The organism is Duganella sp. FT27W (genome assembly GCF_009295655.1).
Classification (GTDB): domain Bacteria; phylum Pseudomonadota; class Gammaproteobacteria; order Burkholderiales; family Burkholderiaceae_D; genus Rugamonas; species Rugamonas zoogloeoides.
The window spans coordinates 545,986-567,772 of record NZ_WHIV01000005.1; the positions used below are offsets into that span (position 1 = coordinate 545,986).

Below are 21,787 nucleotides of genomic sequence, written 5' to 3' on the forward strand. Positions count from 1 at the left end.
TCCAAACTCCACCAATTAATGTTATTTCGATGGCATCCCCTGTCATCGTCGGGAATTCGCATGCCTGTCAAAATGATTGTCTTGTTTGCATTTGTTGCTGCGCTGTTGGGCCAGGTGGCGCAGGCTGCCGGACTAAGCGAAGCGAGTTTGCCGCGCCGTGGGCAATTATACAAAGTCACTTTGGACGGCAAGACCAGCTATTTGTTCGGCACCATCCACGTGGGCAAGGACGGCTTTTATCCGCTCGATGCGGAAGCGTCGCGCGCGCTGCAAAATTCCCGGGCGCTGGTGATCGAGCTCGATATCCGTGAAAACGCCTCGTTCCAGAAAGCCATGGCGCTGCACGGCCGCTACCCGGCTGGCGACAAGGTGCAAAACCACTTGCAGCCGGAAACCTTGCAAAAGCTGGCGCCAGCGCTGGCCAAGGCTGGCATGTCCTTGCAGTCAGTGCAGCAATTCAAGCCATGGCTGATCGCCAACCTGCTGGTGGGCGTGGAACTCGATGCCCGCGGCTTCAAGCGCGCCCAGGCGGTGGAATATGCGCTGCTGGCGGCCGCTCAGGAGCAGGACAAGGCCGTGCGCCAGCTGGAAAGCGCCGAATACCAGCTGGGCTTGTTCGACACGCTGAACGCGCGCCAGCAGGAGCAGTACCTGGTGGAAAGCCTGGCCGACCTGGAAAGCGGTACGGCCATGAAAAAATCGCTGGCGCTGATCGAGGCGTGGAACGCTGCCGACATTCCGGGCATCCAGGCCGCCTGGCGCACCGCCACCAGCGGCAATTCGATAGGCGCCGAGTTCATGCAGCGGGTTTTATTGGGCAAGCGCAATCCGGAAATGGCGGCCAATATCGAGCGCATCATGCAGCAGGACCAGGTAGCCTTCGTGGGCGTGGGCTTGCTGCACCTGATCGGCGATGACGGCCTGCCGCAATTGCTCAAGCGTCGCGGCTACCAGGTCGAGCAGCTGTATTAGGCGCTTGCCGCGTTAGTAAGCACTTAGTACGCCGCTACTGTAGCGCACGCGGTCGCCGATCTTGTATGGCGGCATGGTATCGACCACGATGCTCTGGCTGGTACCGTCGTCCATACGCACGGTGATGCGGTATGGTGATTCGCTGGTGGTGTTCATGGTGCCGCCGGTGACCGCCGCACCGCTCACGCCGACTCCCGTGGAGCCGGCCATGTCTCTCGGCATGGCATCGATAGCTTGCACCACGCCATACGTGGCTTGGGCCGTGCTGCTGCCCATGCTGCCGCTGGTGCTCGAGCCATAGGTGCTCGTGCTGCTCATGCCGGAACTGTCCGTACTTCCCGAGCTGCTGGTACCGGCCCCTGCAGTGCCTGCAGCCGGCACACCGCCACCGCCGCCGGGACCGGTGCCCGTGGCAGCGGTTCCCGAACCACTGCTGCCGCTCGAGGTATAGCCGCTATTGCTGTCGATTGAATCCGACGCGCACCCCGCCAGTCCCACGATGACCAGCACCCCCAGCATTGCTGCCCATTTGCTCTGTTTGCCGAATGTTGCACGGTTCATATCTGCCTCCGTTGAAATAATCAAAACAGGTCAGAGTCGAACCTCCATATTTCGTTCACGCCCACGCTTCGTCGCTTGATGTACATCAATTGAAACATGCTACCCACAGGCAATAATTGTCCGGTATCACTTTTAAAGGACATCGATATGTTGACACGCGTGACAGATACCATTATCGAAGAGTTAATAGTTTCAACCTGCGGGGAGCGGCAAGATCCCCGTTGCAAGCACTTGATGACGCACGCATTGCACAGCCTGGTACGCGTGGCCCAGGTCGAGCAGCTTGCTCAAATGCGGCATGACGTGGCGCGGGCCAGCGGCAGCGGCCCCGGCGGTGAAGTCAGTCTGACGACTGGATGCGATACCGGGACCACAAAACGCACATGACCAAAGTGGCCAGCACGGCAGCGCTGCAATCGACCAGCCAGTCGGAGACGGCGCCGTGGCGATACGGGAAGAAACTTTGTACGTATTCGTCCAGGGCGCCCATGGCGGCAATCGTCAACACGGATTTGACGGCGCGCTGCACTAACGTGCCAGTGCTACCGGTAAACAACAGGAAGGTCAGTCCGGCGTAGGCAATGGAGTGCAGCAGGACACCGGACGCCACCTGGCCGATTTCCTGCCGGGCGCCGGGCAGGGAACCCAGCACCAGTATCATCAGGAAGAGGAGGATGGCAGTCCAGTAACGCAGGCGTGCGTGCGAGGAAGAAAGAAAAATTTGCTTGATCATAAAGCAAACCTTACCACGCACAGCAGGAATTGGGGAGTGGTGCACCGGGGCTGCCGGTGCACCTTTCTTCAGTCATGCCTATCGGTTGCATGTACTCAAGATGAATCGAGTATAGGCCGTCAATATGACGCGGTTATGACAATCCACAAGAAAGATAAATCGCGGGCAAAAAAAAGCCCGCTGGTGAAAGCGGGCTTAAAACTATTTTCTTGGAGGAGAATAGTGGAGACAGGTGTAATTATGGGCTTCCGCTAGATATGTGTCTAATTGATGTTTTAGATACCAGACATCAGGCTTGCGCATAACTTCATTTTCTGTCGCAGTTATTTCACCGGCACCGTGTAATTGAGGGCCATTCGGCCGCCGTCCACGTACAGGGTTTGCCCCGTCATATAGCTTGAATCGTCGCTGGCCAGGAACGCTGCGATTGACGCGACTTCTTCCGGCTCGCCGCAGCGGCCCATCGGCGTGCGCGACAAAATCGTGTGGCGTGCTTCCGGGCTGGACATGACCGCCTGCTTGGCCAGCTCGGTCAGGATGGTGCCGGGGCCGATGGCGTTGACGCGAATGCCGTATGGAATCAGGTTGAGCGACATCACCTTGGTCAGCTGGTTGATCGCGCCTTTCGACACCACGTACGGCACCTGGTTGGGAATTGCCAGCTCGGCGTTCACGCTCGACATATTGATGATGACGCCGCTTTGCTGCTTGACCATCTCGCGCGCCACGGCCTGGCCGCACAGGAACATCGATTTCAGGTTGATGCGCAGCACGCGGTCGAAGTCGTCCTCGGTCACGTCGAGGAAGTCGGCAGCGTGCGTCACGCCGGCATTGTTGATCAGGATGTCGATGCGGCCGAACGCGGCCAGGGTGTCGGCCACCATGGCGTCCACGTCCACCTTCTGGCTGACGTCGGCAGCGAAGAAGCGGGCGGCGGCGCCGAGCGCGGCTGCGGCTTGCTCGCCGTCGGGCTTGATGTCCACCAGCATGACCTTGGCGCCTTCGGCAACCAGGCGCTGGGCGCAGGCCAGGCCGATGCCCTGGGTGGCGCCGGTGACGATGGCGACTTTTCCGGATAATTTCATGGCAGAGCTTTCAATAGGGGGATGACGGGGCAAATTTTAACAGCGGAGCTCAAGGACGTAACTGCGGCCGCGTTACAATAGAGGGTTTGCAACAGACTACAAGGATGCGCCGTGAATTTCATCAACAAACTGTCCGCCGCGTGGACCAGCAACGAGTCGCTGCTGTGCGTGGGCCTCGATCCCGACATGGCCAAGCTGCCGGCGCAGTTCCAGAACGACCCGCAAGGCATCTATCACTTTTGCCGCGAGATCATCGACGCCACCGCCGACCTGGCGTGCTCGTTCAAGCCGCAGATCGCATATTTTGCCGCACTGTCGGCGGAAGACCAGCTCGAAAAAATCTGCGCCTACGTGCGCGAACAATATCCGCACATTCCGCTGATCCTCGACGCCAAGCGCGGCGACATCGGCGCCACCGCGCGCCAGTACGCACGTGAAGCCTACGACCGCTACGGCGCCGATGCGGTGACCGTCAATCCGTACATGGGTGCCGATTCGGTCGAGCCGTACATGGAGTGGCGCGACCGGGGCGTGATCATCCTGTGCCGCACCTCGAACGCGGGCGGCTCGGACCTGCAATTCCTCGACGTCGGCGGCCAGCCGCTGTACCAGCACGTGGCGCGCCTGGTGGCGGAGAAGTGGAACAGCAATGGCCAATGCGCGCTGGTGGTGGGTGCTACTTATCCGGAAGAGCTGGCGCAGGTGCGCGCCATCGTGGGCGACATGCCGCTGCTGGTGCCAGGTATCGGCGCCCAGGGCGGCGACATCGCCGCGACCGTACAGTCGGGCAAGACAGCTGCTGGCGCTGGCATGATGATCAATTCGTCGCGGGCGATCCTGTACGCGGCGCCGCAGGCGGGCGAAGACTTTGCCAGTGCCGCCCGCCGGGTTGCGCTGGAGACGCGCGACGCGATTAACCTGTATCGCTGATTTTCCCGGTAACGGTGACGCTGGTGCTCAATGCGCCGGCGCCACCATTTCCGCGTATTCATACAAATCCGCCAGGATCTGCTCGGCCCGCTCATCGGCATCTTGCTGCAGGTGATCGATCTCGCCGAAGAACTGGTCGATGGTGCGGGCGCCGCCGGTACCTTCGTAAAACTTCGCCGCACGATGCTGTTCCCAGTGCTCCATTTCGGTTTCCGACAAGGTCTCCGGGTAGTTGCGCGCGCGGTAACGGAATACCAGCTCGGCCAGGCGCGCGTCGCCGAACGACGGTGACGCCACGGCCAGCCGCGCCGGGCTTTCCTTGCGCAGGGTATCGAGCAAGCGGCGGTCGTCGCGGCTGACAAAACCATTGTACAAATCTTCGTCCACGTCGAGCGGTTCGCCCGGCGGGCGGTGGAATACTTGCGCCCATTCGGCGTCGAGGTTGCGGCCGGCGGCGGCGATTGCGGCGTGGGCCTTGCTCTGTTCGAGATCGATGCCCCAGCGCGCGGCCATGGCCGGCGACAAGGTCTTCAAATTCGCCACCAGCATCGGCGACTTGTTTAAATGGATGCTCTTGACCGGCAGCCGCGTGATACCCTCGGGCAGGGCGTCGGCGCGGCTGAAGATGCGGGTGCGGATGGTGTCGGCATTGAGCGTGAACAGTTCGGTCGGATCGTAGGTGCAATCCCAGACGATCACTTCGTTCTTGTTGGTCGGGTGCGTGGCCAGCGGCCAGACCAGCGCCAGGCAGCCGCGCTCGGCCGGGAACATGCCGGACACGTGCAGGAACGGCGCGCGCAGTTGCGGCGCCAGGTGCATGCCGATCTCGTCGGCCACGCGGTCTTTCTTGTGCAGCGCGAAGCAGAAATCGAACAGCTTGGGCTGGTGCTGGCGGATCAGGCGCGCCAGCGCGATGGTGGCGCGCACGTCGGACAGCGCATCGTGCGCCGCTTCGTGCAGCAAACCGTTGGCCTTGGCCAGGTGTTCGAGCTTGAAGCTGGGTTTGCCATCTTCCTTGACCGGCCACTCGATGCCTTCCGGGCGCAGCGCATAGGTCATGCGCACCACGTCGAGCAAGTCCCAGCGGCCGCAGCCGTTTTGCCATTCGCGCGCGTACGGGTCGATCAGGTTGCGCCAGAACATGAAGCGGGTGATCTCGTCATCGAAGCGGATGGTGTTGTAGCCGACGCCGATGGTGCCGGGTTCCGAAAACGCCTGTTCGATGGTGCGGGCGAACTGGTGCTCGGGCACGCCCCATTCCAGGCACTGCTGCGGCGTGATGCCGGTGATCAGGCATGATTGCGGATCAGGCAAGAAATCGTTGGCGGGCTGGCAATACAGCATGATCGGATCGCCAATCTCGTTGAGCTCGGCGTCGGTGCGGATCGCGGCGAATTGCGCCGGGCGATCGCGGCGCGCCATGGCGCCGAAAGTTTCATAGTCGTGCCAAAGGAAAGTCTGTGTGGTCATGGAGGCGTATTCAGGGGGGCTACAGTTATTGGTAAAACTGCCGATAATCGGTATTCAGGCATCTACAGGGGGCACTATCATGGCTACTCCAGTCTCTATTACTCCAGGCAGCAGCAGTAGCAGCAGTAGCAGCAGTAGCATCAGTCCGCTCAAGGCCAATACGGCTGCCACCGCGGCGACCGCATCCACTGACAAAGCGGCGGACATGTCGCCGGCGGCCAAGGCAAAAGCACAGCTTAATGCATCGATCGTGGAAGCGTCGCTCACGGTGTCGCTCAAATCGGGGAACGATCCGATGTCGGTGGTATTCAAGACCGCATTGACCGGCATCAACGAGGCGCTCGAAGCCGACTTCGGCAAGGATGCAATCCAGAACGCGTCGTCGCAGGACAACTCGCCCGAGGCTACCGCGAACCGCATTGTATCGCTGTCCACCGGTTTTTACGAAGCGTACAAGCGGCAAAACCCGGGCCAGGACGACGAGACCTCGCTCAATAACTTCATGGATACCATCAAGAAGGGCGTGGAGCAGGGCTTCAAGGAAGCGCGCAGCATCCTCGAGGGCTTCAAGGTGCTGAGCGGCGATCTGTCGTCCAATATCGACAAGACCTACGATTTGATCCAGCAAGGTTTTGCCGACTTTGTCGCTGCCCAGAAGGCGCCGCCGCCAGCCGAGAACGCTGCCAGCGCCACGGCCACCGGCAACGCCAGCGCTGCCATTACCACCACGCCCAAGGCCGCCGACAACGACAGCGGCTTCCAGATCGATCCACCCAAGGTTTAATCGGTAAGCGCTTCCTGCATTACCTGGTTACGGCCCAGTTCCTTGGCACGGTAGAGCGCGGCATCCGCGCTGGCAATCAGATCCTGCTCGCTTTGCTGCGGCCGCAGCGTGGCTACGCCGAACGAGGCTGTGATGTGCGGCATCGGCTGGCGCATGTCGGCAAACACGACCGCCTGCTGCATGCGTTCGCACAGCCGTTCGGCCACCGCCACCGCCATCTTGCCGTTGGTGTCGGGCAGCAGCACCATCATTTCCTCGCCGCCGTAGCGCACGGCGAAATCGGTCGGCCGCAGGGCGCCGCTCAATACTTGCGCAGCGGTGCGCAGCGCCTGGTCGCCAGCCAGGTGGCCGTGGGTGTCGTTGAAGCGTTTGAAGTGGTCGAGGTCGATCATGATCAGCGCCAGCGGCGCCCCCGAGTTGTGCGCCGTCGCCGCCAGCTTCGGGAGCAGGTCGTTGAGCCAGGCCCTGTTGTACAGCCCGGTCAAGCCATCGTTCATCGACAACCGGCGGTAGAACTCGCCAAGTTTCTGACGCGTACGCAGCTGGGCGTTGGCGGCGCGGATGCGGAACGACAGCAGGCGCAGCAGGTTACGCGCCACCACGTTCGACCGGTCGATCAGTTTCCATACCAGGTCCGCTTCGATCACCAGGATCTCGCTGTCTTCCAGCGCCGTGATGCGCGACAGGTTGGCCTCCTCGTCCAGCACCGACTGTTCGCCGAGGCTCTCGCCGGGCAACACCTTGCTGACGCTGCCATTGCCGTCGGCCACGCCGGTGTTGCTGTCGGTTTCCACCGCAAGCACGCCACGCAATACAATGTAAAGCTGCGCTTGGTTCGATTCGGGGATGGCCTTGCCTGCTTCCAGGCGCATGACGGGACAGTTGGCCAGCAACTTGGTGACGGTTGCATCGTCATTGGCGTCGCGCAGGAGTTGCAAGTTGCCGGGCCGGTAGCCAGACTTGCCGAAGGTACTAATCTGTTTCAAGGTGGTTCTTTCAATGGCGCAGCGATGAGTGCTGGCAAGCATTTCTCATGATAGCCCAAAGGCAGGCGGGCGGTCACGCCAGGGCCTGAAACTGGTGTAAATTTTACACAGGTAGTTGTTGCATGATGTAGTCTATTCAACACTGAAACATTGAGGAGTTTGCATGGTTTACACCGATGCCATCGGCACCCAGCACCAGGCCGATCCCAACGCCCGCATCGTCTCGCTGGTGCCGTCGATTACCGAGCTGCTGTGCGACCTGGGCCTGGCGCCGCAACTGGTGGGGCGCACCGGCTTCTGCATCCATCCGGCCGACCTGGTGCGCGACATTCCCAAGGTGGGCGGCACCAAGGACGTCAATATCGAGAAGATCCGCCAGCTTGCGCCCACCCACCTGGTGGTCAATATCGACGAAAACGAGGAAGAGACGGCCGACCTGCTGGCCGAGTTCATTCCCAACATCATCGTCACCCATCCGCTGGGACCGCAGGACAACCTGGCGCTGGCGCGCCTGCTGGGCGGCGTGTTCTGCCGCGAGGAAGCGGCCGCGCGCTGGTGCGCCGACTTCGAGGCCGAATACGCGGCGCTGCAGGCCAGCCCGAAAGGCCCGCCGCAAACCATGTTGTACGTGATCTGGCAAGACCCGTGGATGACGATTTCGCCCGACACCTATATTGCCCGCATGCTGGCCGAAATCGGCTGGCAAGTGCCGGACCTGGGCGATGTGCGTTATCCGCAGTTCCGCTGGTCGCCGGAGCTGGTGCAGGGGATCGATGGGGTATTGTTGTCGAGCGAACCGTACCGGTTCACCGAAGCGCATGTGCATGCGCTCGAGCAGCAGATCGGCAAGCCGGTGCTGCTGGTCGATGGGGAAATGTTGTCTTGGTATGGCAGTCGGGCGCTGCCGGGGTTGCGCTACTTGCGGCAACTGGCCCGGGAGTGATGCCGGGCCGCTGCCTGCGCAGTGATATTACTTGATGTCTTCTTCGACGTCGTCTTCGGCTGGCACGGCATCCTTGGCGGATTGGTGCTTGTCCTTGTCTTGCAGACGGCCCAGGGCGCTGTCGATGGCGCGCTTGAGCTTGGCGGAGGCGCCGCCGATGGCCTGGTGCAGGGTGGCGCTATGGTCGCTGACGGCAATCGGCTTGTAGCCGGTGATGCGTGCTTCCATCAGGCAGCGGTTGTCGCCGTCGGCCGACTTCTGGCCCAGGTTGTCGCTGAGGTGAACTTCGACGCTGGTGATCTGTTCGCCGAAACGGTGGAGTGAATCGCTGACGACGGTGCGTACATGGTCGTGGAGGCCTGCATGAACGGCGACGGTCTTATCGGAATTAACATTGATTTGCATACGATTGCTCCTGTCTTTTTGTTGGCTGCGAAATCATATTACTCCTTTTATGCTTAGGTTCGCGTTAAATACCCCACCTTCGATAACAACCATACGCGGCAGTTGATAAGCTCAGTTGATCAACGACGCCGCGATGTTGATCGACAGGCCGAGGATGGCCAGGTTGTAGAAGAAGCACAGCACCGATTGGCCCAGCACCACCTTGCGCATGCGCCGGCTGCGTACGGTCACGTCCGACGTCTGCACCGCCACCGAGATCGTGAACGAGAAGTACAGGAAGTCCCAGTAGTTCGGTTGCAGGTGCTGGTCCGGGAAGCCCAGCAGCGGCTCGGTCTCCTGGTTGGTGTAATACAGGTGGGCATAGTGCGAGCAGAACATCACGCCCGTCATCAGCCACGAGCCGATCACGGTCAGCGCCACGAATGTGTATTGCAGCGGCAGGTCGTCGGGATGGCTTTTCAGCGACGCCAGTTGCAGCACGATGGCGGCCAGCGAAATCAGGATCGCCACCGATAGCGTGGCCAGGATCACCGGGCCTTTTTCGTCCTGGCGGCTGGCGGCGCGGCGGATGTCGTGGTGGTCGGCGCGCAGCATCATCGACACCATCGTCACCAGGTACAGCCACACCGCCACGTCCCACGCCGTGAGCACGCGCGTGAGCCAGTGCCAGTCTTCCGGCAGGAAGGGCCACACCAGCGCACCGACCGCTACCGCCAGGCTCAGGTGCGGCCGGCTGTGGATGATGCGCGGCAGCGTGGGGCGCCAGCTCACTTGTTCACCTTCATTTGGTCACCTTCTTCTGGTCGTGCGGGAAGCGGTCCATGCGCGAGAGCACGGGGAACAGGTATGCCCACAGGCCGGTCACCACCAGGGTCGCCGCGCCGCCGAACAGCACCGCGCGCGTGAGGCCCATCCAGCCGGCAGTCACGCCCGATTCGAATTCACCGAGTTCGTTGGAGGCGCCGATGAATACCGAGTTGACAGCGCTGACCCGGCCCCGGATTTCGTCCGGGGTTTCGTACTGTACCAGCAGGTGGCGCACGTACACGCTCACCATGTCGCCCATGCCCATCAGGAACAGGGCGACGAGCGCTACCAAGAAAGTGGACGTGGCGCCCAGCACCAGCGTGCCCACGCCGAAGATCGCCACGCCGCCGAACATCCAGGCGCCCACGCGGCGCGTGATCGGGAAGAACGCCAGCGCGATCGAACACAGCGCCGCGCCGATGCCGGGCGCGGTGCGCAGCATGCCCAGTCCCTGCGGACCCACGTGCAGCACGTCGTGCGCCAGCGCCGGCAGCAGCGCAGTGGCGCCGCCGAACAGCACCGCAAAGAGGTCGAGCGAAATGGCGCCCAGCACCACCGGCCGTGAACGCACGAAACGCAAGCCTTCAAGCACCGTGTGCCAGGTGGCTGGCGCGCGGTTGCTCGGCTGCTTGACCGACTTGACCAGGCACATCAGGATCACCGAGATCACCAGCATGCTCGAGGAAACCATATAAACGGTTTTCGGACCGGCCAGGTAGAACAGGCCGCCCAGGGTAGGGCCCAGGATCACGGCCACGTGCATGCTGGAAGAACTGAGCGCCACCGCCTTGGCGAAGCTCTCGGGCGGTACCAGGTTGACCAGGATCGCTTGTGTGGCCGGCCCCATGAAGGCGCGCGCGCTGCCGAACAGCACCAGTACCGCGAACACCGGCCACACCTGCGTCAGGCCCGCATAGGTAAAGGCCAGCAGCGACAGGCCGCACAGCAGTTGCGCGGCCAGCGCGAGGGCGATCAGGTTGCGGCGGTTGTAGCGATCGGCGGCGTGGCCGGCGATCAGGATCAGCAGCAGGAACGGCGCAAACTGCGCCAGGCCGATCAGGCCCAGGTCGAACAGGTTGCCGGTCATCGAATAGACTTGCCAGCCGATGGCAACGTTCTGCATTTGCACGGCCAGGGTGCCGAGCGTGCGGGCAAACAGGTAAAAGGTGAAGTTACGGTGGCGCAGGACGCTGAAACCGTTGGAGATGGCGGGACTGTCGGACATGAAGGCTTTCAGGGAGCAGAGCCTCGGGACTCTGCATCCCGGGCCCTGCTGGTGGATGCGATTACGGTTGCTGGATCAAACCTGGTTGGTGCAGATCGGCCTCGGTGGTGAAGGCGTCCGCGTAGAACTCGTCCTCGGGCAGGCCGCACCGGGCCACGAAGTCGCGCAGCGCCGCCTCGACCATCAACGGCGCGCCGCACGCGTACACCTGGTGGCCCGACAGGTCGGGCAGGTCGTTCACCACGGCCTGGTGCACGAAGCCCGTGCGCCCGGTCCAGCTGTCCTCCGGCAGGGCATTCGAGATTACCGGCACATAAGTGAAGTTGGGCAGGATCGCTTCCCACTGGCGGCACAGCGCGTCCATGTACAGGTCTTGCGGCCGGCGGCCGCCCCAGTACAAGGTCATCGGGCGGGTGGAGCCTTCGGCGCGCAGGTGTTCGACAATGGCCTTGATCGGCGCAAAGCCGGTGCCGGAGGCCAGCAGCACCATCGGCTTGTCGCTGTCGTCGCGCACGAAGAAAGTGCCCATCGGGCCTTCGAAGCGCAGGATGTCGCGCTCCTTCATGGTGGTAAATACCTGGTCGGTAAACAGCCCGCCGGGCAGGTGGCGAATGTGCAGCGTGAGCGGCTGGTCCGCACCCGGCGCGGTGGCGATGCTGTAGCTGCGGCGCTTGCCGTCGCGCAGCAGGAATTCGATGTACTGGCCGGCGCGGAACTTGAGCGTTTCGTTGGCCGGCAGTTGCAAGGTCATCACGATCACGTCCGGCGCGACTTTGTCGAGCGTGGATACGCGCGACGGCATCTTGCGGATCGGATATTCGGCGCTGCCAGCCACTTCGCGGGCCTCGATCACCAGGTCGCCGGCGGTGGTGGCGCAACAGAACAGCGCGAAGCCGGCCGCTTCTTCGTCCAGGCTCAGCGCCCGTTCCTGGTGTGCCTTGTGGGTAACGGTACCCGAGACTATCTTGCCCTTGCAGGAGCTGCAAGCGCCGTTTTTGCAACCGTAGGGCAGTCCCACGCCGGCGCGGATGGCAGCCGCGAGGATGGTTTCATCCTCGTCGCAGTGGAATTGGTGGCCGCTAGGCTGTACAGTAATTTGAAACGTCATACAATCCTTCAGATGAAAAACCCTAATCGTTCTACATTCAACCTGCCGCGCCTGCTGATCGTGGGCTGCGGCGACGTCGGCAAGCGCCTGCTGCCGCTGTTGCGCGGCCACTATCGCGTGTTTGCCACCACCAGCAGCCTTGATCGCTGCGCCGAACTGCGGGCGCTGGGCGCCGTGCCCATCGTTGCCGATCTCGACCAGCCGCCCAGCCTGCGCCGCCTGGCTGGCCTGGCATCGACCATCGTGCACCTGGCGCCGCCGCAGGGCGAGGGGCCGCTGGACCGCCGCACGCGCAATCTCACCGCCATTTTACCTGAGCACGCCCGACTGGTTTATGTGAGCACCACGGGCGTCTATGGCGATTGTGGCGGCGCCCTGTTCGACGAGACCCGGCCGGTGGCGCCGCGCAATCCGCGCGCCACGCGGCGGGTGGATGCCGAAGGTGTGTTGCGGCGCTGGGCCGTGCGCAGCGATTCGACGCTGTCCATCCTGCGCGTGCCCGGCATCTATGGCGCCGAACGGCTGCCGCGCAAGCGCCTGGAGCAGGGCACGCCAGCGCTGATCGCCGAGCACGACGTGTATACCAACCACATCCATGCCGACGACCTGGCTGCCATCATCGTCCGCGCGCTGCGGTACGGCAAGCCCAACCGGCTCTACCATGCGGTGGATGACAGCAATATGAAGATGGCCGATTATTTCGACGCCGTGGCCGATGCGCTGGGCCTGGCGCGGCCGCCACGGTTGCCGCGTGCGCAATTGCAGCAGGTGGTCACGCCGGCGCTGTTGTCGTTCATGTCCGAGTCGCGCCGGCTGGCCAATGGTCGTATCAAGCGGGAGTTGGGCGTGCGGCTACGGCATGCCACCGTGGCATCTTTGTTGGCAACCTTGTAAATTTTTGTAAAGATGCGTTGCATTTCTGCAATTGAAGCAGCCTCAGGTTAACATTACAGGGTTCTATACCTTTTTTTACAATTCTTTTTTGATCTAGCACAAGAAATCGGGTTAGAATCTCACACATTGTCACGGAGAGTGTAATTCTGCTTATCCGTTAAATAACAAAGATGTGTAGTAGCGGGATCGGCGGCTATCGTGAGCGCATGGTTTCTCTAACTGCACCGATAATTTTATTAGTCAATGTGTCGCTTTCCTCCAACGGGCGACCCCGAACCTGCTAAATATCATGTCCATTAAAGAAATCACCTCCTCCCCAACCTACAACCCTAACCGCGTCCTCGATGCGATCATTGAAAAACTGCAACTGAAAAACGATGCAGCTCTGTCGCGCGCGCTGGAAGTGGCGCCACCCGTGATCAGCAAGATCCGCCACAACACGCTGCCGATCGGTGCGACCATCCTGATCCGCATGCATGAAATCAGCGATTTCAGCATTCGCGAACTGCGCGAGATGATGGCAAATTAATTTGCCCACCGCTCAATAAAACGGCGCGTCACCCTTGCGGGGACGCGCCGTTTTGCTTGGCTGGGCAGTGACTAGGCAGTTGTATTAATCATGCTGCCGAGCCGTTGGCCGCTGGTGTTGACCATCGGCTGCGGTGGCGGTTGCTGCTGTTGTTGCGGTGGCGGGGCCACTGGCTCGGCCTGGCGCGCGACCGGTTCCGCCTGGCGCGGCGGTGGCGTGGTCTGGATATTAACGTTACTGGATGCGACGGAATTGACGGCCATGGTGGGCTCCCAACATCGATTGAATCCAGAGTATGCCACTTTATTTGGCAGATGTCAGCTCAGGCGTGGCCGTTCGGTGTACAGCGGCGAAGCCAGCGACGCGGTTGCGCCGCCGCGATACGCCCCCGGCGTCCAGCCGCAATAGGCGTACTGCCCGGCCTGTATCGTCGTGGCGCCGCAATAGGCGGCGCCAGGATTGGCGGCGACACTGCCGTAGGCAATGCCGAATTCCTCCTCGTACAACTCCTTCATGCGATTGCCGATGCGCTCAAGGGTGGCGGCATCTTCTTCACCGCGCATGCCGATGTACGGGAAGTGGTGCAGGAAGTAGCCGAACACGGACTGGCAATCGGCGGCGTATTTCCTCGTGTCGAGGATGTGGTAATGCCAAAAGGTATCGACATCGACCAGCGGCGAGGTTTGCTCGTCGGGGAATTTTTTCATCAGGGTCAGAAACCGGCGATATTCAAGCTCGACCGCGTTGGCGCGTTCGAGCGTCCAGCCTTCGCCGGATTTGTTGTGCATCAGTTTGACTTTGATCGGCTCCAGGTCCAGCGCGGCGATGGCATTCATGACGTTCCTTTGCTTGGGTTGAGGAAAATGGCAACAAGTCGATTTTGCCCATGCCGAAGCAATGCCTATTGATTTTTATCAATGGCCGTAAGGAAACTCCTAACGCGGTGAGATTTCTCCGTAGCGCGAGTGCCTGCCGGCGATTCGCGTCCCAGCGGGACCGCGATCGATACCACGGTGCCGCCGTTGGCGCCGCCCTCGATGGTGCAGGTGCCGCCCAGCAGGATGATGCGCTCTTCGATGCCGACCAGGCCGAACGATCCCACCTTGTTGCGGCTGTTGGCGCGCAGGCCCACGCCGTTGTCGGTAATGGTCATGGTCAGCATATTGTCCGCCTCGGCCAGCTCCACCCGCACCACGCTGGCGCGGGCATGCTGGGCGATATTGCTGAGCGACTCTTGCAGGATGCGGAAAAACGCGGTCGCGCAGCGGTCGTCCACGCGGATATCCTGTTGATGCTCGATGAGCTCGCACACCATGCCCGAGCGCGTGCGGAACTGGGCGATTTGCCATTCGACCGCCGCGTTCAACCCCAGGTCCAGCACGGTAGGCCGCAAGTCGTTGATGATGTGGCGCACGCTCTTGATGGTGCTGTCGATCTGGTGCAGCGTGCCCATGGCGCGCGCGTGCAGGCGCGGGTGGCGATGGCGGGTGCGGGTGGCCAGCAGGTCGGCCTCGATGCGCAGCACCAGCAGGTTTTGTCCGAGGTCGTCGTGGATTTCGCGCGCGATGCGCTTGCGTTCCTGTTCCTTGATCTGGTCGGCATGGGCTGCCAGGCGGCGCAGCTTGTGGTGTGACTGCTGCAGCCTGGCCTGGCTGTCGCGCAATTCCCTGGTCATTTCCTTGGCCATCTTGATGGCGCGCAGGCGCGACGAGGACAGCGTGTGGAACAGCAGGTAAAACATCAGGGTGCCGATAAAACCGGTGCCCAATGCCAGCCACGGCAGGAACAGGTCGAAGCGGCTCGACCATGCGCGCTTCGGTGCGCTGAACAGGGTTTGCCACTGGCGGCCGTGGAAGTCGAGCGGCAGCACCACCGAGTACAGTTGCGCGGTGCGCTCATCCTTGCCGTGCGGCTGGCTGTCGAATAGCAGGGTCGCGCGCGGCACCGGGGCGCTGGCGCTGCCGCCGTCGTACAGGCGCAGCCGCACGTCGCGCACCTGCATTTGTTCCATGGCCAGTTGGACCAGGCGCGGTACGCTGAAGCCGATGCCCACCGAGCCGATAAAATTGGCGCGGCGCTGTTCGACCGTCGCGCGCGGCATGCCGCGCCGGTACACGGCCAGCCGGATTGCCATGCCGCCGCCGCCCTTGCCCAGGCTGTTCATTTCAATCAACTGGCCCGACGTGCTCACTTCGCCCGTATCGCGCGCGCGCGCCAGCGACGCGGCCACGGCGGGACGGGCGGCGATGTTCAGGCCCACCCGGTCGCGGAACGTGGCAATTGGCTCGATCATCGTGATGACCGAGTAATCGGGCCGGCGTTCGCGCGGGCGGATGTCGAAATCGGGGTAGCCGTTGGCCGTGCCATCGCCGCTGTGGCGTGCGGCGCGCTCGAAGGCGTCGCGGGCATCGTCGGTGAGGTAGGGGGAGTAGTTGATGCCGTCGAGGGCAGGGTAGTGCGATGGCAGCTGCAGTCCGCTCACGAAGCGGTGGAAATCGGCGGGCGTGACGTTGTCGCTGGCATCAAAAAAACTGGCCGTGGCGCGCAGGACATTGGTGTAGGAATCGATGTACGAGCTGATGTGATATTGGGCATTGCGCGCCTGGTGCATAAAGCGGGCGTTGCCGTCGTATTCGACCGCGCGGTCGGCTGCCACGTAGCACAGCGCACCCACGCCCAGCGAGAGCAGGATGCCCGCCCACCACACCGGCTTCGACGGTGAGAACCACTGCCGTTGCGCGAGTAATCGCCCCATTGCCACTGCCTTTCAGACGCCCCGCCAGTCCATAGATTATTGACTATAAAAAATATTCGATCTGCAAGTCAAGTAAATTTATGGATGTAAAAAAACCGGCGCCTCCTGCTGGAGGGCGCCGGCTTGTCGTGGGCATCGCTTACTTGGCCACGAAGCTGTCCTTGAGCGTGACGATGCGGTTAAACACCGGTTTGCCCGGTTGCGAATCGACGCGATCGGCCACGAAATAACCGTGGCGCTCGAACTGGTAGCGCTGGTCGGGCAGCGCCGCGCTCATGCCTGGCTCGAGGTAGGCGGTGATCACTTCCTTGGCGTTCGGATTGAGCACTTCCTTGAAGTCCTTGCCGCCGGCATCGGGATGCGGATCGGTAAACAGGCGTTCGAACAGCCTCACTTCGGCCGGTAACGCGGTCGCGGCGGACACCCAGTGGATATTGCCCTTGACCTTGTAGTTATCGGAGCCGGGCGTGCCCGATTTCGAATCCGGGAAATAATTCACGTGCACGGCCACCACGTTGCCGTGTTCATCCTTGTCGTACCCGGTGCACTCGGTCACATAACCATGGCGCAGGCGCACGCGGCTGCCCGGCTTGTCGTCGATCGGCGGGTAGTAGCGGAAATAACCCTTGCTCGGCACTTCCATGAAATCTTCTGCCTCGATCCACAGTTCGCGCGTGATCGGGAACGTGCGCACGCCCATTTCCGGGTGGTGCGGGTGGACCGGCGACGTGCATTCCTCGCTCTGGCCTTCCGGGTAGTTGTCGATGATCAGTTTCAACGGACGCAGCACGGCAGTGGCGCGCGGCGCTTTCGGATCGAGATCCTCGCGCAGGCAGCCTTCCAGCGTGCTCATGTCGATCCAGCCGTCGGACTTGGTGACGCCGATGCGCTCGCAGAACAGGTGGATCGCTTCGGGCGTGTAACCGCGGCGGCGCAGGCCGACAATGGTGGGCATGCGCGGATCGTCCCAGCCATCGACGATGTGTTCGTCCACCAGCTGGCGCAGCTTGCGCTTGGATGTCACCACGTAGGTGAGGTTCAGGCGCGAGAACTCGTACTGGCGCGGCACCGGCAGCTTGAAGAAGCCCCCCCTGGACAAGGTTTCCAGCAGCCAGTCGTAGAACGGGCGGTGGTCCTGGAATTCCAGCGTGCAGATCGAATGGGTGATGTTTTCCAGCGCGTCCGAGATCGGGTGCGTGTAATCGTACATCGGGTAGATGCACCAGGCGTCACCGGTACGCACGTGGTGCGCATGACGGATGCGGTAGATGGCCGGATCGCGCATATTCATGTTGGGCGACGACATCGCATCTTCGCTGATCTTGGCGCGCAGGATGTGCTCGCCGTCGGCGTATTTGCCCGCTTTCATGTCGCGGAAGATTTGCAGCGATTCGTCCACGGGACGGTTGCGGAACGGCGAATTGACGCCCGGCGTATTGAAATTGCCGCGATTGGCCGCCATATCGTCTGCCGACTGGCTGTCCACGTACGCGTGGCCTTCTTCGATCAGGTACTCGGCCATTTCGTACAGCTGGTCGAAATAGTCGGAAGCGTAGTGCAGGTGGTGTTCCACGCCGCCATCGGCTGCAGGGTAGTCGTAGTTAAAGCCCAGCCACTTGACGCTGTCGATGATGGTATCGACGTATTCCTGCTCTTCCTTGGCCGGGTTGGTGTCGTCGAAGCGCAGATTGCAGCGGCCCTGGTAGTCGCGCGCCAGGCCGAAGTTCAGGCAGATCGATTTGGCGTGACCCACGTGCAGGTAGCCGTTGGGTTCCGGCGGGAAACGGGTAATCACCGTGGGCAGATCGTCGCGCACATAGGTGCCGGCCGCCTGGTCGTGGTCGATGATGGCCCGCAGGAAGTTCGAAGGGAGTTCTGGCGCCGCGCTTTTTTTATCGTTGCTCATCTGAAAGATTGACTTGGAGAAGTTCGTGTAAAGACCATTTTACCGTATCCCCCGTGCGCGCCGAGGGGAAATGCTGCATTGCGATGGGTGGTCAGCGGCGAATCCGGGGGCGGGTGTGGCGCGACAGGTATAATTCGCCTTTGGTTCATCTATTTTGTTTCGGAGTTTCCCAAATGGAAAATCACTACAACACGCTGGGAATCGCGCCGAACGCCACCGAGGACGAGATCAAGAAGATCTACCGCTCGCTGGCGATGCGTTTTCACCCGGACCGCAACCAGGCGCCCGGCGCCGAAGCGCGCTTCAAGGCCATCACCAAGGCGTACGAGATCCTGTCGGACCCGGTCAAGCGCGAGGAATACAACCAGAGCGTGAACCACCGCATCATCATCGATGCCGAGGCCGAGGCTTACCAGCTGTGGCGTTCCCTGTTCAGCCTGCATGGCACCACGTTGCCCGCTGCCTGAAACGCCCTCCACATCATCACGAAAGCAGGAACATGAGAAAAGTACACCCGGAGTTCGCCTACCAGTCGCGCGAACTCGAAGGCCAGATCGACGGCATCTTGGGCGACCCGCCCGACCGCAAGAACTACCAGCGCATGATCGACGCACTGGTGGACGAGTACGCCACCGGCGGCGGCATCGAGGACGTCAACATGCTGGCCTTCGCGCTGGTCGACTACCTGGAGTTTTCCGACCCGAAAGGCCTGCTGGCCGAAGCGGGCGACTACGAGTTCGGCGATGCCGCGCGCGTGTTCGCCATGGCGTCGTGCAAGGGCGAGGCAGCCGGCCGCATGTACGCGGCGCTGCAGGAAAACCTGCCCGACCTGGCGCGCCAGGCCATCATCACCGCCTTCCTGTTTAAAAACCCGCGCAAGTGGGACGACGACGACCAGTCGCTGGAACAATTGTCGGCCAACGACGATGGCGACGATATCGAAGACGAAGACAACGCGACCGACGATTTTGCCCAAATGTTCGACAAGGATGGAGATTAAACCATGGCCGACGACCAAACCCGCAATCTGCCAGCGCTGAGCAAGCAAGTGACCGAGTTGGTGCTGGCCGGCTCCCTGGGCCATGCCGAGCAGGCGTTTGCCGATGCCGCCGACCAGTACGGCGACCTGGCCGTGGTGGAAGTGCTGTCCAACATCCCTCCGCAAGTAACCGCGCTGCACATGGCCGGCTTTGACGGCGGCAAGATGTCGCTGGCCACCTTGCTGGTGCCGCCCAAGGCCTGGGCCGACAGCCTGGCCTTTATCGCCGCTACCTGGCCCGATGACCAGATCGAGGACGATCCCGAGCGCATCGCCGAGTCGCTGTTCGCCCACGTCCACGGCGTGGTGTTTGCCACCGACGACGAAGAGCGCCGCAACGAGCTGCTGGCGGCCGCCTCGGCCCCCGACCATGGTGCGACCATGTTCGCGATCTTGTTCTCGATGGCGCCCAAGGAAATCCTCGAAGTGGCCGGCGAGATCATCGCCAAGGGCCCGTACCTGACCGGCCAAACTTCGTCCGACAACGACGTTGTCCCGCTGGCGATCGCGCTGGCACAGGCCTCGGAAGACGGCTGGGACCGCGCCTTGTTCGAGCTGTTCCCCGAGTTCCGCCACAGCGCCGACCTGGCCGACGCCGAGTTCAACGACGACCCGGACGAAGAGCAGAACTTCCTGCAACGCTCGACCAAGGAACTGCTGTACCGCCTGCGCAAGCAAGTGCCGTCCACGCGCGTGGTCAAGGCGTCGCGCCGCAGCGTCGGCACCGGCATTTTCTCGTGATGGAACGCTGACCCATGCTGCCAGCAATCGTCAAAGAAAACCTGCCGCGCCTGACGCGCGCGATCCAGAAACTGGCTGCCGAGCCCGATGATGACGCCGCCTACACGCTGGCCGATGAACTGACCGGCATCACCGCCATGGTGGCCGAAAAGTTCACCAACGACCGCACCGCCGACGGCATCCAGAAGGCGTTGCAGCTGACGGTGGGCGCGGTATCGCTGGGCCTCGATCATGCGCTGCCCGAAGCTGAACTCGACAGCGACGACCCGGACCTCGATGCCCTCGACCTGTTGATCGAGGAGGGCGCCGAGCACGCGTTCCAGATCGGTTTCCGCCTGATCAAGGAGCTGTCGGCCTTGCCGGAGGATTCCCTGGTCGGCGAGTACGATACCGACCCGGTGTACGCGGCGAGGCGCCTGCGCGACCTGTTCGTCGACCTGTGCCAGACCGATCCAAACCAGAACTGGAACGGCAGCGACCGCTACGTGGTCATGCTCAAGCAGCGCAAGGAAGTGCAGGCGATTGTGCGCCTGGCCAACTGGCTGCGCCGTCACCACAGCGAAGGCCCGGTGTCCGACACCGACCTCAACGCCGAAGGCGTGATCGCACTGGCCATCATTTTCGCGGTGGAAGGCGGGGGCAGGGTGATGGCGCGTACCGGCCAGAAGGAGTTCGAACGCTTCGTCAAATCGGTGCGCAAGAACAAGCCCGACTTCGAAGAGGGCTGGGCCGCGCTCGTCGCTGCAGTACCGGTGCAACACCACCCGGTGCTGCTCGACCGCATCGCCAGCTACCGCGCAACCTGCACCGTGCTGCAGCACATCCGTGGCCGTACGGCCATGAAAACCTTGTTTGCGGAGCTGGAGAACTATGCCGGTTCCGAGCTTGATGCGGATTACTCGTAAGTATCCATGTTGAGGCTGCGGCTCAGCCCGCAGCTTCTTCTGCAACATCCTCCGCCACCGCCACAAACCCCGCCACCAGCGGCGAAATCTCATCCGTGCGCCGCGCCAGCAGCAGCGCCGTATTGGCTTCGGGATCGGCCAGCGGCCGGTAGCACACGCCGCCCATGCGGATAATTTCGAACGAACTGGGCAACACGGAAATCCCGCTGCCGGCCGCCACCAGGCCGATGATGGTCGAACCCTCGGCCGCCTCCACCGCGATGTTCGGCACAAATCCCGCCTCCTTGCACAGCCGGAAAATCTGCGGATGGATGCCGGTGCCGGCCGTTTTCGGGAACATCACCAGCGGCAACCCCTTGAGGTCGCTGATGGCAATCGCCTGCTTGTGCGCCAGCGGATGCTCGACCGGCAGCACCAGCACCAGCGGATCGCGCCGCAGCACGGTCAAGTCCACGTTGTCGGGCAGTGCCTGCTCGGGCGGGCGCACCAAGCCCAGGTCCAGCCGGCGGTCGCCGATGGCGTCGAGTTGCTCGAACGTGGACATTTCATGCAGGGTCAGCGTTACGCCCGGATAGCGCTGGCGGTAACGGTTGATCACGGTGGCAAACAAGGGCGTGAGCGGCGTGGAAAATGTAAAACCCACGCGCAACTCGCCGGCTTCACCGCGCTCGGCCCGCTGCGCCGTTTGTACCGCCTGGTGCGATAACGCCAGGATGCGCCGCGCATCGTCGAGAAACAGCTTGCCCGCCTCCGTCAGCCGCACCCAGCGCTTGCTGCGCTCGAGCAGTTGCGCGCCCACCTCTGCTTCCAGCATCTGGATCTGGTGGCTGAGCGGCGGCTGGCCGATGTGCAGCCGCTCGGCCGCACGCGTAAAACTGAGTTCCTCGGCAACAGCGACGAAGTAACGAAGGTGACGAAGTTCCATGGCTGTTATCGTTTTAAAGTATGACTAACGACTTAAATATATATTGGACAGTCGTATCGTGCAATCCTAAGATGGTTTATCACC

General features: G+C 62.1%; 24 protein-coding genes. 10 read left to right on the forward strand and 14 right to left on the reverse strand.

The genetic code is table 11. The annotated features are described in order from the left end of the window. Positions 1-60 precede the first annotated feature (60 nt). Positions 61-972 carry a TraB/GumN family protein gene (locus tag F8197_RS24300; protein WP_227012391.1) on the forward strand — a complete coding sequence of 304 codons (912 nt, stop codon included), beginning with the start codon at positions 61-63 and terminating at the stop codon, positions 970-972. Positions 973-984: 12 nt separating this feature from the next. On the opposite strand, the gene F8197_RS24305 is transcribed toward F8197_RS24300, so the two are convergent. From F8197_RS24305 to F8197_RS24315, 3 genes are all read right to left on the reverse strand, one after another. Continuing rightward, entirely contained in the window at positions 985-1,533 is a 549-nt protein-coding gene (locus F8197_RS24305) for a hypothetical protein (protein ID WP_152884210.1), read from the reverse strand. A gap of 340 nt (positions 1,534-1,873) precedes the next feature. Next, positions 1,874-2,266 (reverse strand): VanZ family protein, encoded by a 393-nt coding sequence (locus F8197_RS24310; RefSeq protein ID WP_019921674.1) that lies wholly within the window; start codon positions 2,264-2,266, stop codon positions 1,874-1,876. A 323-nt stretch (positions 2,267-2,589) separates the two neighbouring features. Beyond that, positions 2,590-3,351: an SDR family NAD(P)-dependent oxidoreductase gene (locus F8197_RS24315; protein WP_152884212.1), complete on the reverse strand. Its 762-nt coding sequence runs from the start codon at positions 3,349-3,351 to the stop codon at positions 2,590-2,592. A 111-nt stretch (positions 3,352-3,462) separates the two neighbouring features. Here F8197_RS24315 and pyrF point away from each other — a divergent pair, with 111 nt between their 5' ends. Next, positions 3,463-4,281, forward strand: a complete 819-nt coding sequence (gene pyrF, locus F8197_RS24320; protein WP_373996966.1) for an orotidine-5'-phosphate decarboxylase — start codon at positions 3,463-3,465, stop codon at positions 4,279-4,281. 27 nt (positions 4,282-4,308) lie between these two features. On the opposite strand, the gene sbcB is transcribed toward pyrF, so the two are convergent. After that, positions 4,309-5,751 carry an exodeoxyribonuclease I gene (gene sbcB, locus F8197_RS24325; protein ID WP_152884214.1) on the reverse strand — a complete coding sequence of 481 codons (1,443 nt, stop codon included), beginning with the start codon at positions 5,749-5,751 and terminating at the stop codon, positions 4,309-4,311. A 79-nt stretch (positions 5,752-5,830) separates the two neighbouring features. On the opposite strand from sbcB, the gene F8197_RS24330 reads away from it, so the two are divergent. Further along, positions 5,831-6,535, forward strand: coding sequence for a DUF5610 domain-containing protein (locus F8197_RS24330; RefSeq protein ID WP_152884215.1), 705 nt, complete (start codon positions 5,831-5,833; stop codon positions 6,533-6,535). Here F8197_RS24330 and F8197_RS24335 read toward each other — a convergent pair. Next, positions 6,532-7,521, reverse strand: coding sequence for a GGDEF domain-containing protein (locus F8197_RS24335; protein WP_152884217.1), 990 nt, complete (start codon positions 7,519-7,521; stop codon positions 6,532-6,534). The two genes, F8197_RS24330 and F8197_RS24335, sit on opposite strands and share 4 nt — an antisense overlap. 163 nt (positions 7,522-7,684) lie before the next feature. On the opposite strand from F8197_RS24335, the gene F8197_RS24340 reads away from it, so the two are divergent. Next, positions 7,685-8,464 (forward strand): helical backbone metal receptor, encoded by a 780-nt coding sequence (locus F8197_RS24340; protein WP_152884219.1) that lies wholly within the window; start codon positions 7,685-7,687, stop codon positions 8,462-8,464. Positions 8,465-8,491: 27 nt separating this feature from the next. On the opposite strand, the gene F8197_RS24345 is transcribed toward F8197_RS24340, so the two are convergent. The 4 genes from F8197_RS24345 to F8197_RS24360 all read right to left on the reverse strand — a co-directional run bounded on the left by F8197_RS24345 (position 8,492) and on the right by F8197_RS24360 (position 12,009). Beyond that, entirely contained in the window at positions 8,492-8,869 is a 378-nt protein-coding gene (locus F8197_RS24345; RefSeq protein ID WP_056137377.1) for an HPF/RaiA family ribosome-associated protein, read from the reverse strand. A 111-nt stretch (positions 8,870-8,980) separates the two neighbouring features. After that, the gene (locus tag F8197_RS24350) at positions 8,981-9,640 is read right to left on the reverse strand and encodes a DUF1345 domain-containing protein (protein ID WP_373996967.1); all 660 of its coding nucleotides are present in this window, start codon (positions 9,638-9,640) and stop codon (positions 8,981-8,983) included. Between the two features lie 10 nt (positions 9,641-9,650). Continuing rightward, a complete protein-coding gene (locus F8197_RS24355; protein WP_152884221.1) occupies positions 9,651-10,901 on the reverse strand; it encodes an MFS transporter in 1,251 nt (416 codons plus the stop codon). A gap of 61 nt (positions 10,902-10,962) precedes the next feature. Continuing rightward, on the reverse strand, positions 10,963-12,009 hold the full coding sequence (locus F8197_RS24360; protein WP_152884223.1) for a CDP-6-deoxy-delta-3,4-glucoseen reductase: 1,047 nt from the start codon (positions 12,007-12,009) through the stop codon (positions 10,963-10,965). A 12-nt stretch (positions 12,010-12,021) separates the two neighbouring features. On the opposite strand from F8197_RS24360, the gene F8197_RS24365 reads away from it, so the two are divergent. Together F8197_RS24365 and F8197_RS24370 are read left to right on the forward strand one after the other, a co-directional pair. After that, on the forward strand, positions 12,022-12,903 hold the full coding sequence (locus F8197_RS24365) for an SDR family oxidoreductase (RefSeq protein ID WP_152884225.1): 882 nt from the start codon (positions 12,022-12,024) through the stop codon (positions 12,901-12,903). A gap of 289 nt (positions 12,904-13,192) precedes the next feature. Continuing rightward, a complete protein-coding gene (locus F8197_RS24370) occupies positions 13,193-13,432 on the forward strand; it encodes a hypothetical protein (protein ID WP_019921686.1) in 240 nt (79 codons plus the stop codon). Positions 13,433-13,503: 71 nt separating this feature from the next. On the opposite strand, the gene F8197_RS24375 is transcribed toward F8197_RS24370, so the two are convergent. From F8197_RS24375 to F8197_RS24390, 4 genes are all read right to left on the reverse strand, one after another. Beyond that, the gene (locus F8197_RS24375) at positions 13,504-13,695 is read right to left on the reverse strand and encodes a hypothetical protein (protein ID WP_019921687.1); all 192 of its coding nucleotides are present in this window, start codon (positions 13,693-13,695) and stop codon (positions 13,504-13,506) included. A gap of 54 nt (positions 13,696-13,749) precedes the next feature. Then, positions 13,750-14,268 carry a glycine-rich domain-containing protein-like gene (locus F8197_RS24380; protein WP_193333556.1) on the reverse strand — a complete coding sequence of 173 codons (519 nt, stop codon included), beginning with the start codon at positions 14,266-14,268 and terminating at the stop codon, positions 13,750-13,752. A gap of 65 nt (positions 14,269-14,333) precedes the next feature. Then, a complete protein-coding gene (locus tag F8197_RS24385; protein WP_152884227.1) occupies positions 14,334-16,187 on the reverse strand; it encodes a CHASE domain-containing protein in 1,854 nt (617 codons plus the stop codon). A 139-nt stretch (positions 16,188-16,326) separates the two neighbouring features. Continuing rightward, the gene (locus F8197_RS24390; RefSeq protein WP_152884228.1) at positions 16,327-18,093 is read right to left on the reverse strand and encodes a glutamine--tRNA ligase/YqeY domain fusion protein; all 1,767 of its coding nucleotides are present in this window, start codon (positions 18,091-18,093) and stop codon (positions 16,327-16,329) included. A 173-nt stretch (positions 18,094-18,266) separates the two neighbouring features. Between F8197_RS24390 and F8197_RS24395 the strand changes: the two genes are divergently transcribed. From F8197_RS24395 to F8197_RS24410, 4 genes are read left to right on the forward strand one after another with little or no spacing between them, the layout of a single operon-like run. After that, positions 18,267-18,560 (forward strand): DnaJ domain-containing protein, encoded by a 294-nt coding sequence (locus tag F8197_RS24395; RefSeq protein WP_056137364.1) that lies wholly within the window; start codon positions 18,267-18,269, stop codon positions 18,558-18,560. A gap of 32 nt (positions 18,561-18,592) precedes the next feature. Then, the gene (locus F8197_RS24400) at positions 18,593-19,093 is read left to right on the forward strand and encodes a hypothetical protein (RefSeq protein ID WP_152884230.1); all 501 of its coding nucleotides are present in this window, start codon (positions 18,593-18,595) and stop codon (positions 19,091-19,093) included. A 3-nt stretch (positions 19,094-19,096) separates the two neighbouring features. Continuing rightward, positions 19,097-19,873: a hypothetical protein gene (locus F8197_RS24405; RefSeq protein WP_152884232.1), complete on the forward strand. Its 777-nt coding sequence runs from the start codon at positions 19,097-19,099 to the stop codon at positions 19,871-19,873. A 14-nt stretch (positions 19,874-19,887) separates the two neighbouring features. After that, complete coding sequence (locus tag F8197_RS24410) at positions 19,888-20,778, forward strand: hypothetical protein (RefSeq protein WP_152884234.1); 891 nt, start codon at positions 19,888-19,890, stop codon at positions 20,776-20,778. A gap of 22 nt (positions 20,779-20,800) precedes the next feature. On the opposite strand, the gene F8197_RS24415 is transcribed toward F8197_RS24410, so the two are convergent. Beyond that, positions 20,801-21,703 carry a LysR substrate-binding domain-containing protein gene (locus F8197_RS24415; RefSeq protein ID WP_152884236.1) on the reverse strand — a complete coding sequence of 301 codons (903 nt, stop codon included), beginning with the start codon at positions 21,701-21,703 and terminating at the stop codon, positions 20,801-20,803. Positions 21,704-21,787 lie beyond the last annotated feature (84 nt).

What these genes read in the sequence shown, in the direction of transcription:
- F8197_RS24300 (WP_227012391.1), top strand. Translation starts at nt 61, where the DNA reads ATGCCTGTCAAAATGATTGTCTTGTTTGCATTTGTTGCTGCGCTGTTG.
- F8197_RS24305 (WP_152884210.1), bottom strand. Translation starts at nt 1,533, where the DNA reads ATGAACCGTGCAACATTCGGCAAACAGAGCAAATGGGCAGCAATGCTG.
- F8197_RS24310 (WP_019921674.1), bottom strand. Translation starts at nt 2,266, where the DNA reads ATGATCAAGCAAATTTTTCTTTCTTCCTCGCACGCACGCCTGCGTTAC.
- F8197_RS24315 (WP_152884212.1), bottom strand. Translation starts at nt 3,351, where the DNA reads ATGAAATTATCCGGAAAAGTCGCCATCGTCACCGGCGCCACCCAGGGC.
- sbcB (WP_152884214.1), bottom strand. Translation starts at nt 5,751, where the DNA reads ATGACCACACAGACTTTCCTTTGGCACGACTATGAAACTTTCGGCGCC.
- F8197_RS24330 (WP_152884215.1), top strand. Translation starts at nt 5,831, where the DNA reads ATGGCTACTCCAGTCTCTATTACTCCAGGCAGCAGCAGTAGCAGCAGT.
- F8197_RS24340 (WP_152884219.1), top strand. Translation starts at nt 7,685, where the DNA reads ATGGTTTACACCGATGCCATCGGCACCCAGCACCAGGCCGATCCCAAC.
- F8197_RS24345 (WP_056137377.1), bottom strand. Translation starts at nt 8,869, where the DNA reads ATGCAAATCAATGTTAATTCCGATAAGACCGTCGCCGTTCATGCAGGC.
- F8197_RS24355 (WP_152884221.1), bottom strand. Translation starts at nt 10,901, where the DNA reads ATGTCCGACAGTCCCGCCATCTCCAACGGTTTCAGCGTCCTGCGCCAC.
- F8197_RS24360 (WP_152884223.1), bottom strand. Translation starts at nt 12,009, where the DNA reads ATGACGTTTCAAATTACTGTACAGCCTAGCGGCCACCAATTCCACTGC.
- F8197_RS24365 (WP_152884225.1), top strand. Translation starts at nt 12,022, where the DNA reads ATGAAAAACCCTAATCGTTCTACATTCAACCTGCCGCGCCTGCTGATC.
- F8197_RS24370 (WP_019921686.1), top strand. Translation starts at nt 13,193, where the DNA reads ATGTCCATTAAAGAAATCACCTCCTCCCCAACCTACAACCCTAACCGC.
- F8197_RS24375 (WP_019921687.1), bottom strand. Translation starts at nt 13,695, where the DNA reads ATGGCCGTCAATTCCGTCGCATCCAGTAACGTTAATATCCAGACCACG.
- F8197_RS24380 (WP_193333556.1), bottom strand. Translation starts at nt 14,268, where the DNA reads ATGAATGCCATCGCCGCGCTGGACCTGGAGCCGATCAAAGTCAAACTG.
- F8197_RS24385 (WP_152884227.1), bottom strand. Translation starts at nt 16,187, where the DNA reads ATGGGGCGATTACTCGCGCAACGGCAGTGGTTCTCACCGTCGAAGCCG.
- F8197_RS24390 (WP_152884228.1), bottom strand. Translation starts at nt 18,093, where the DNA reads ATGAGCAACGATAAAAAAAGCGCGGCGCCAGAACTCCCTTCGAACTTC.
- F8197_RS24395 (WP_056137364.1), top strand. Translation starts at nt 18,267, where the DNA reads ATGGAAAATCACTACAACACGCTGGGAATCGCGCCGAACGCCACCGAG.
- F8197_RS24400 (WP_152884230.1), top strand. Translation starts at nt 18,593, where the DNA reads ATGAGAAAAGTACACCCGGAGTTCGCCTACCAGTCGCGCGAACTCGAA.
- F8197_RS24405 (WP_152884232.1), top strand. Translation starts at nt 19,097, where the DNA reads ATGGCCGACGACCAAACCCGCAATCTGCCAGCGCTGAGCAAGCAAGTG.
- F8197_RS24410 (WP_152884234.1), top strand. Translation starts at nt 19,888, where the DNA reads ATGCTGCCAGCAATCGTCAAAGAAAACCTGCCGCGCCTGACGCGCGCG.
- F8197_RS24415 (WP_152884236.1), bottom strand. Translation starts at nt 21,703, where the DNA reads ATGGAACTTCGTCACCTTCGTTACTTCGTCGCTGTTGCCGAGGAACTC.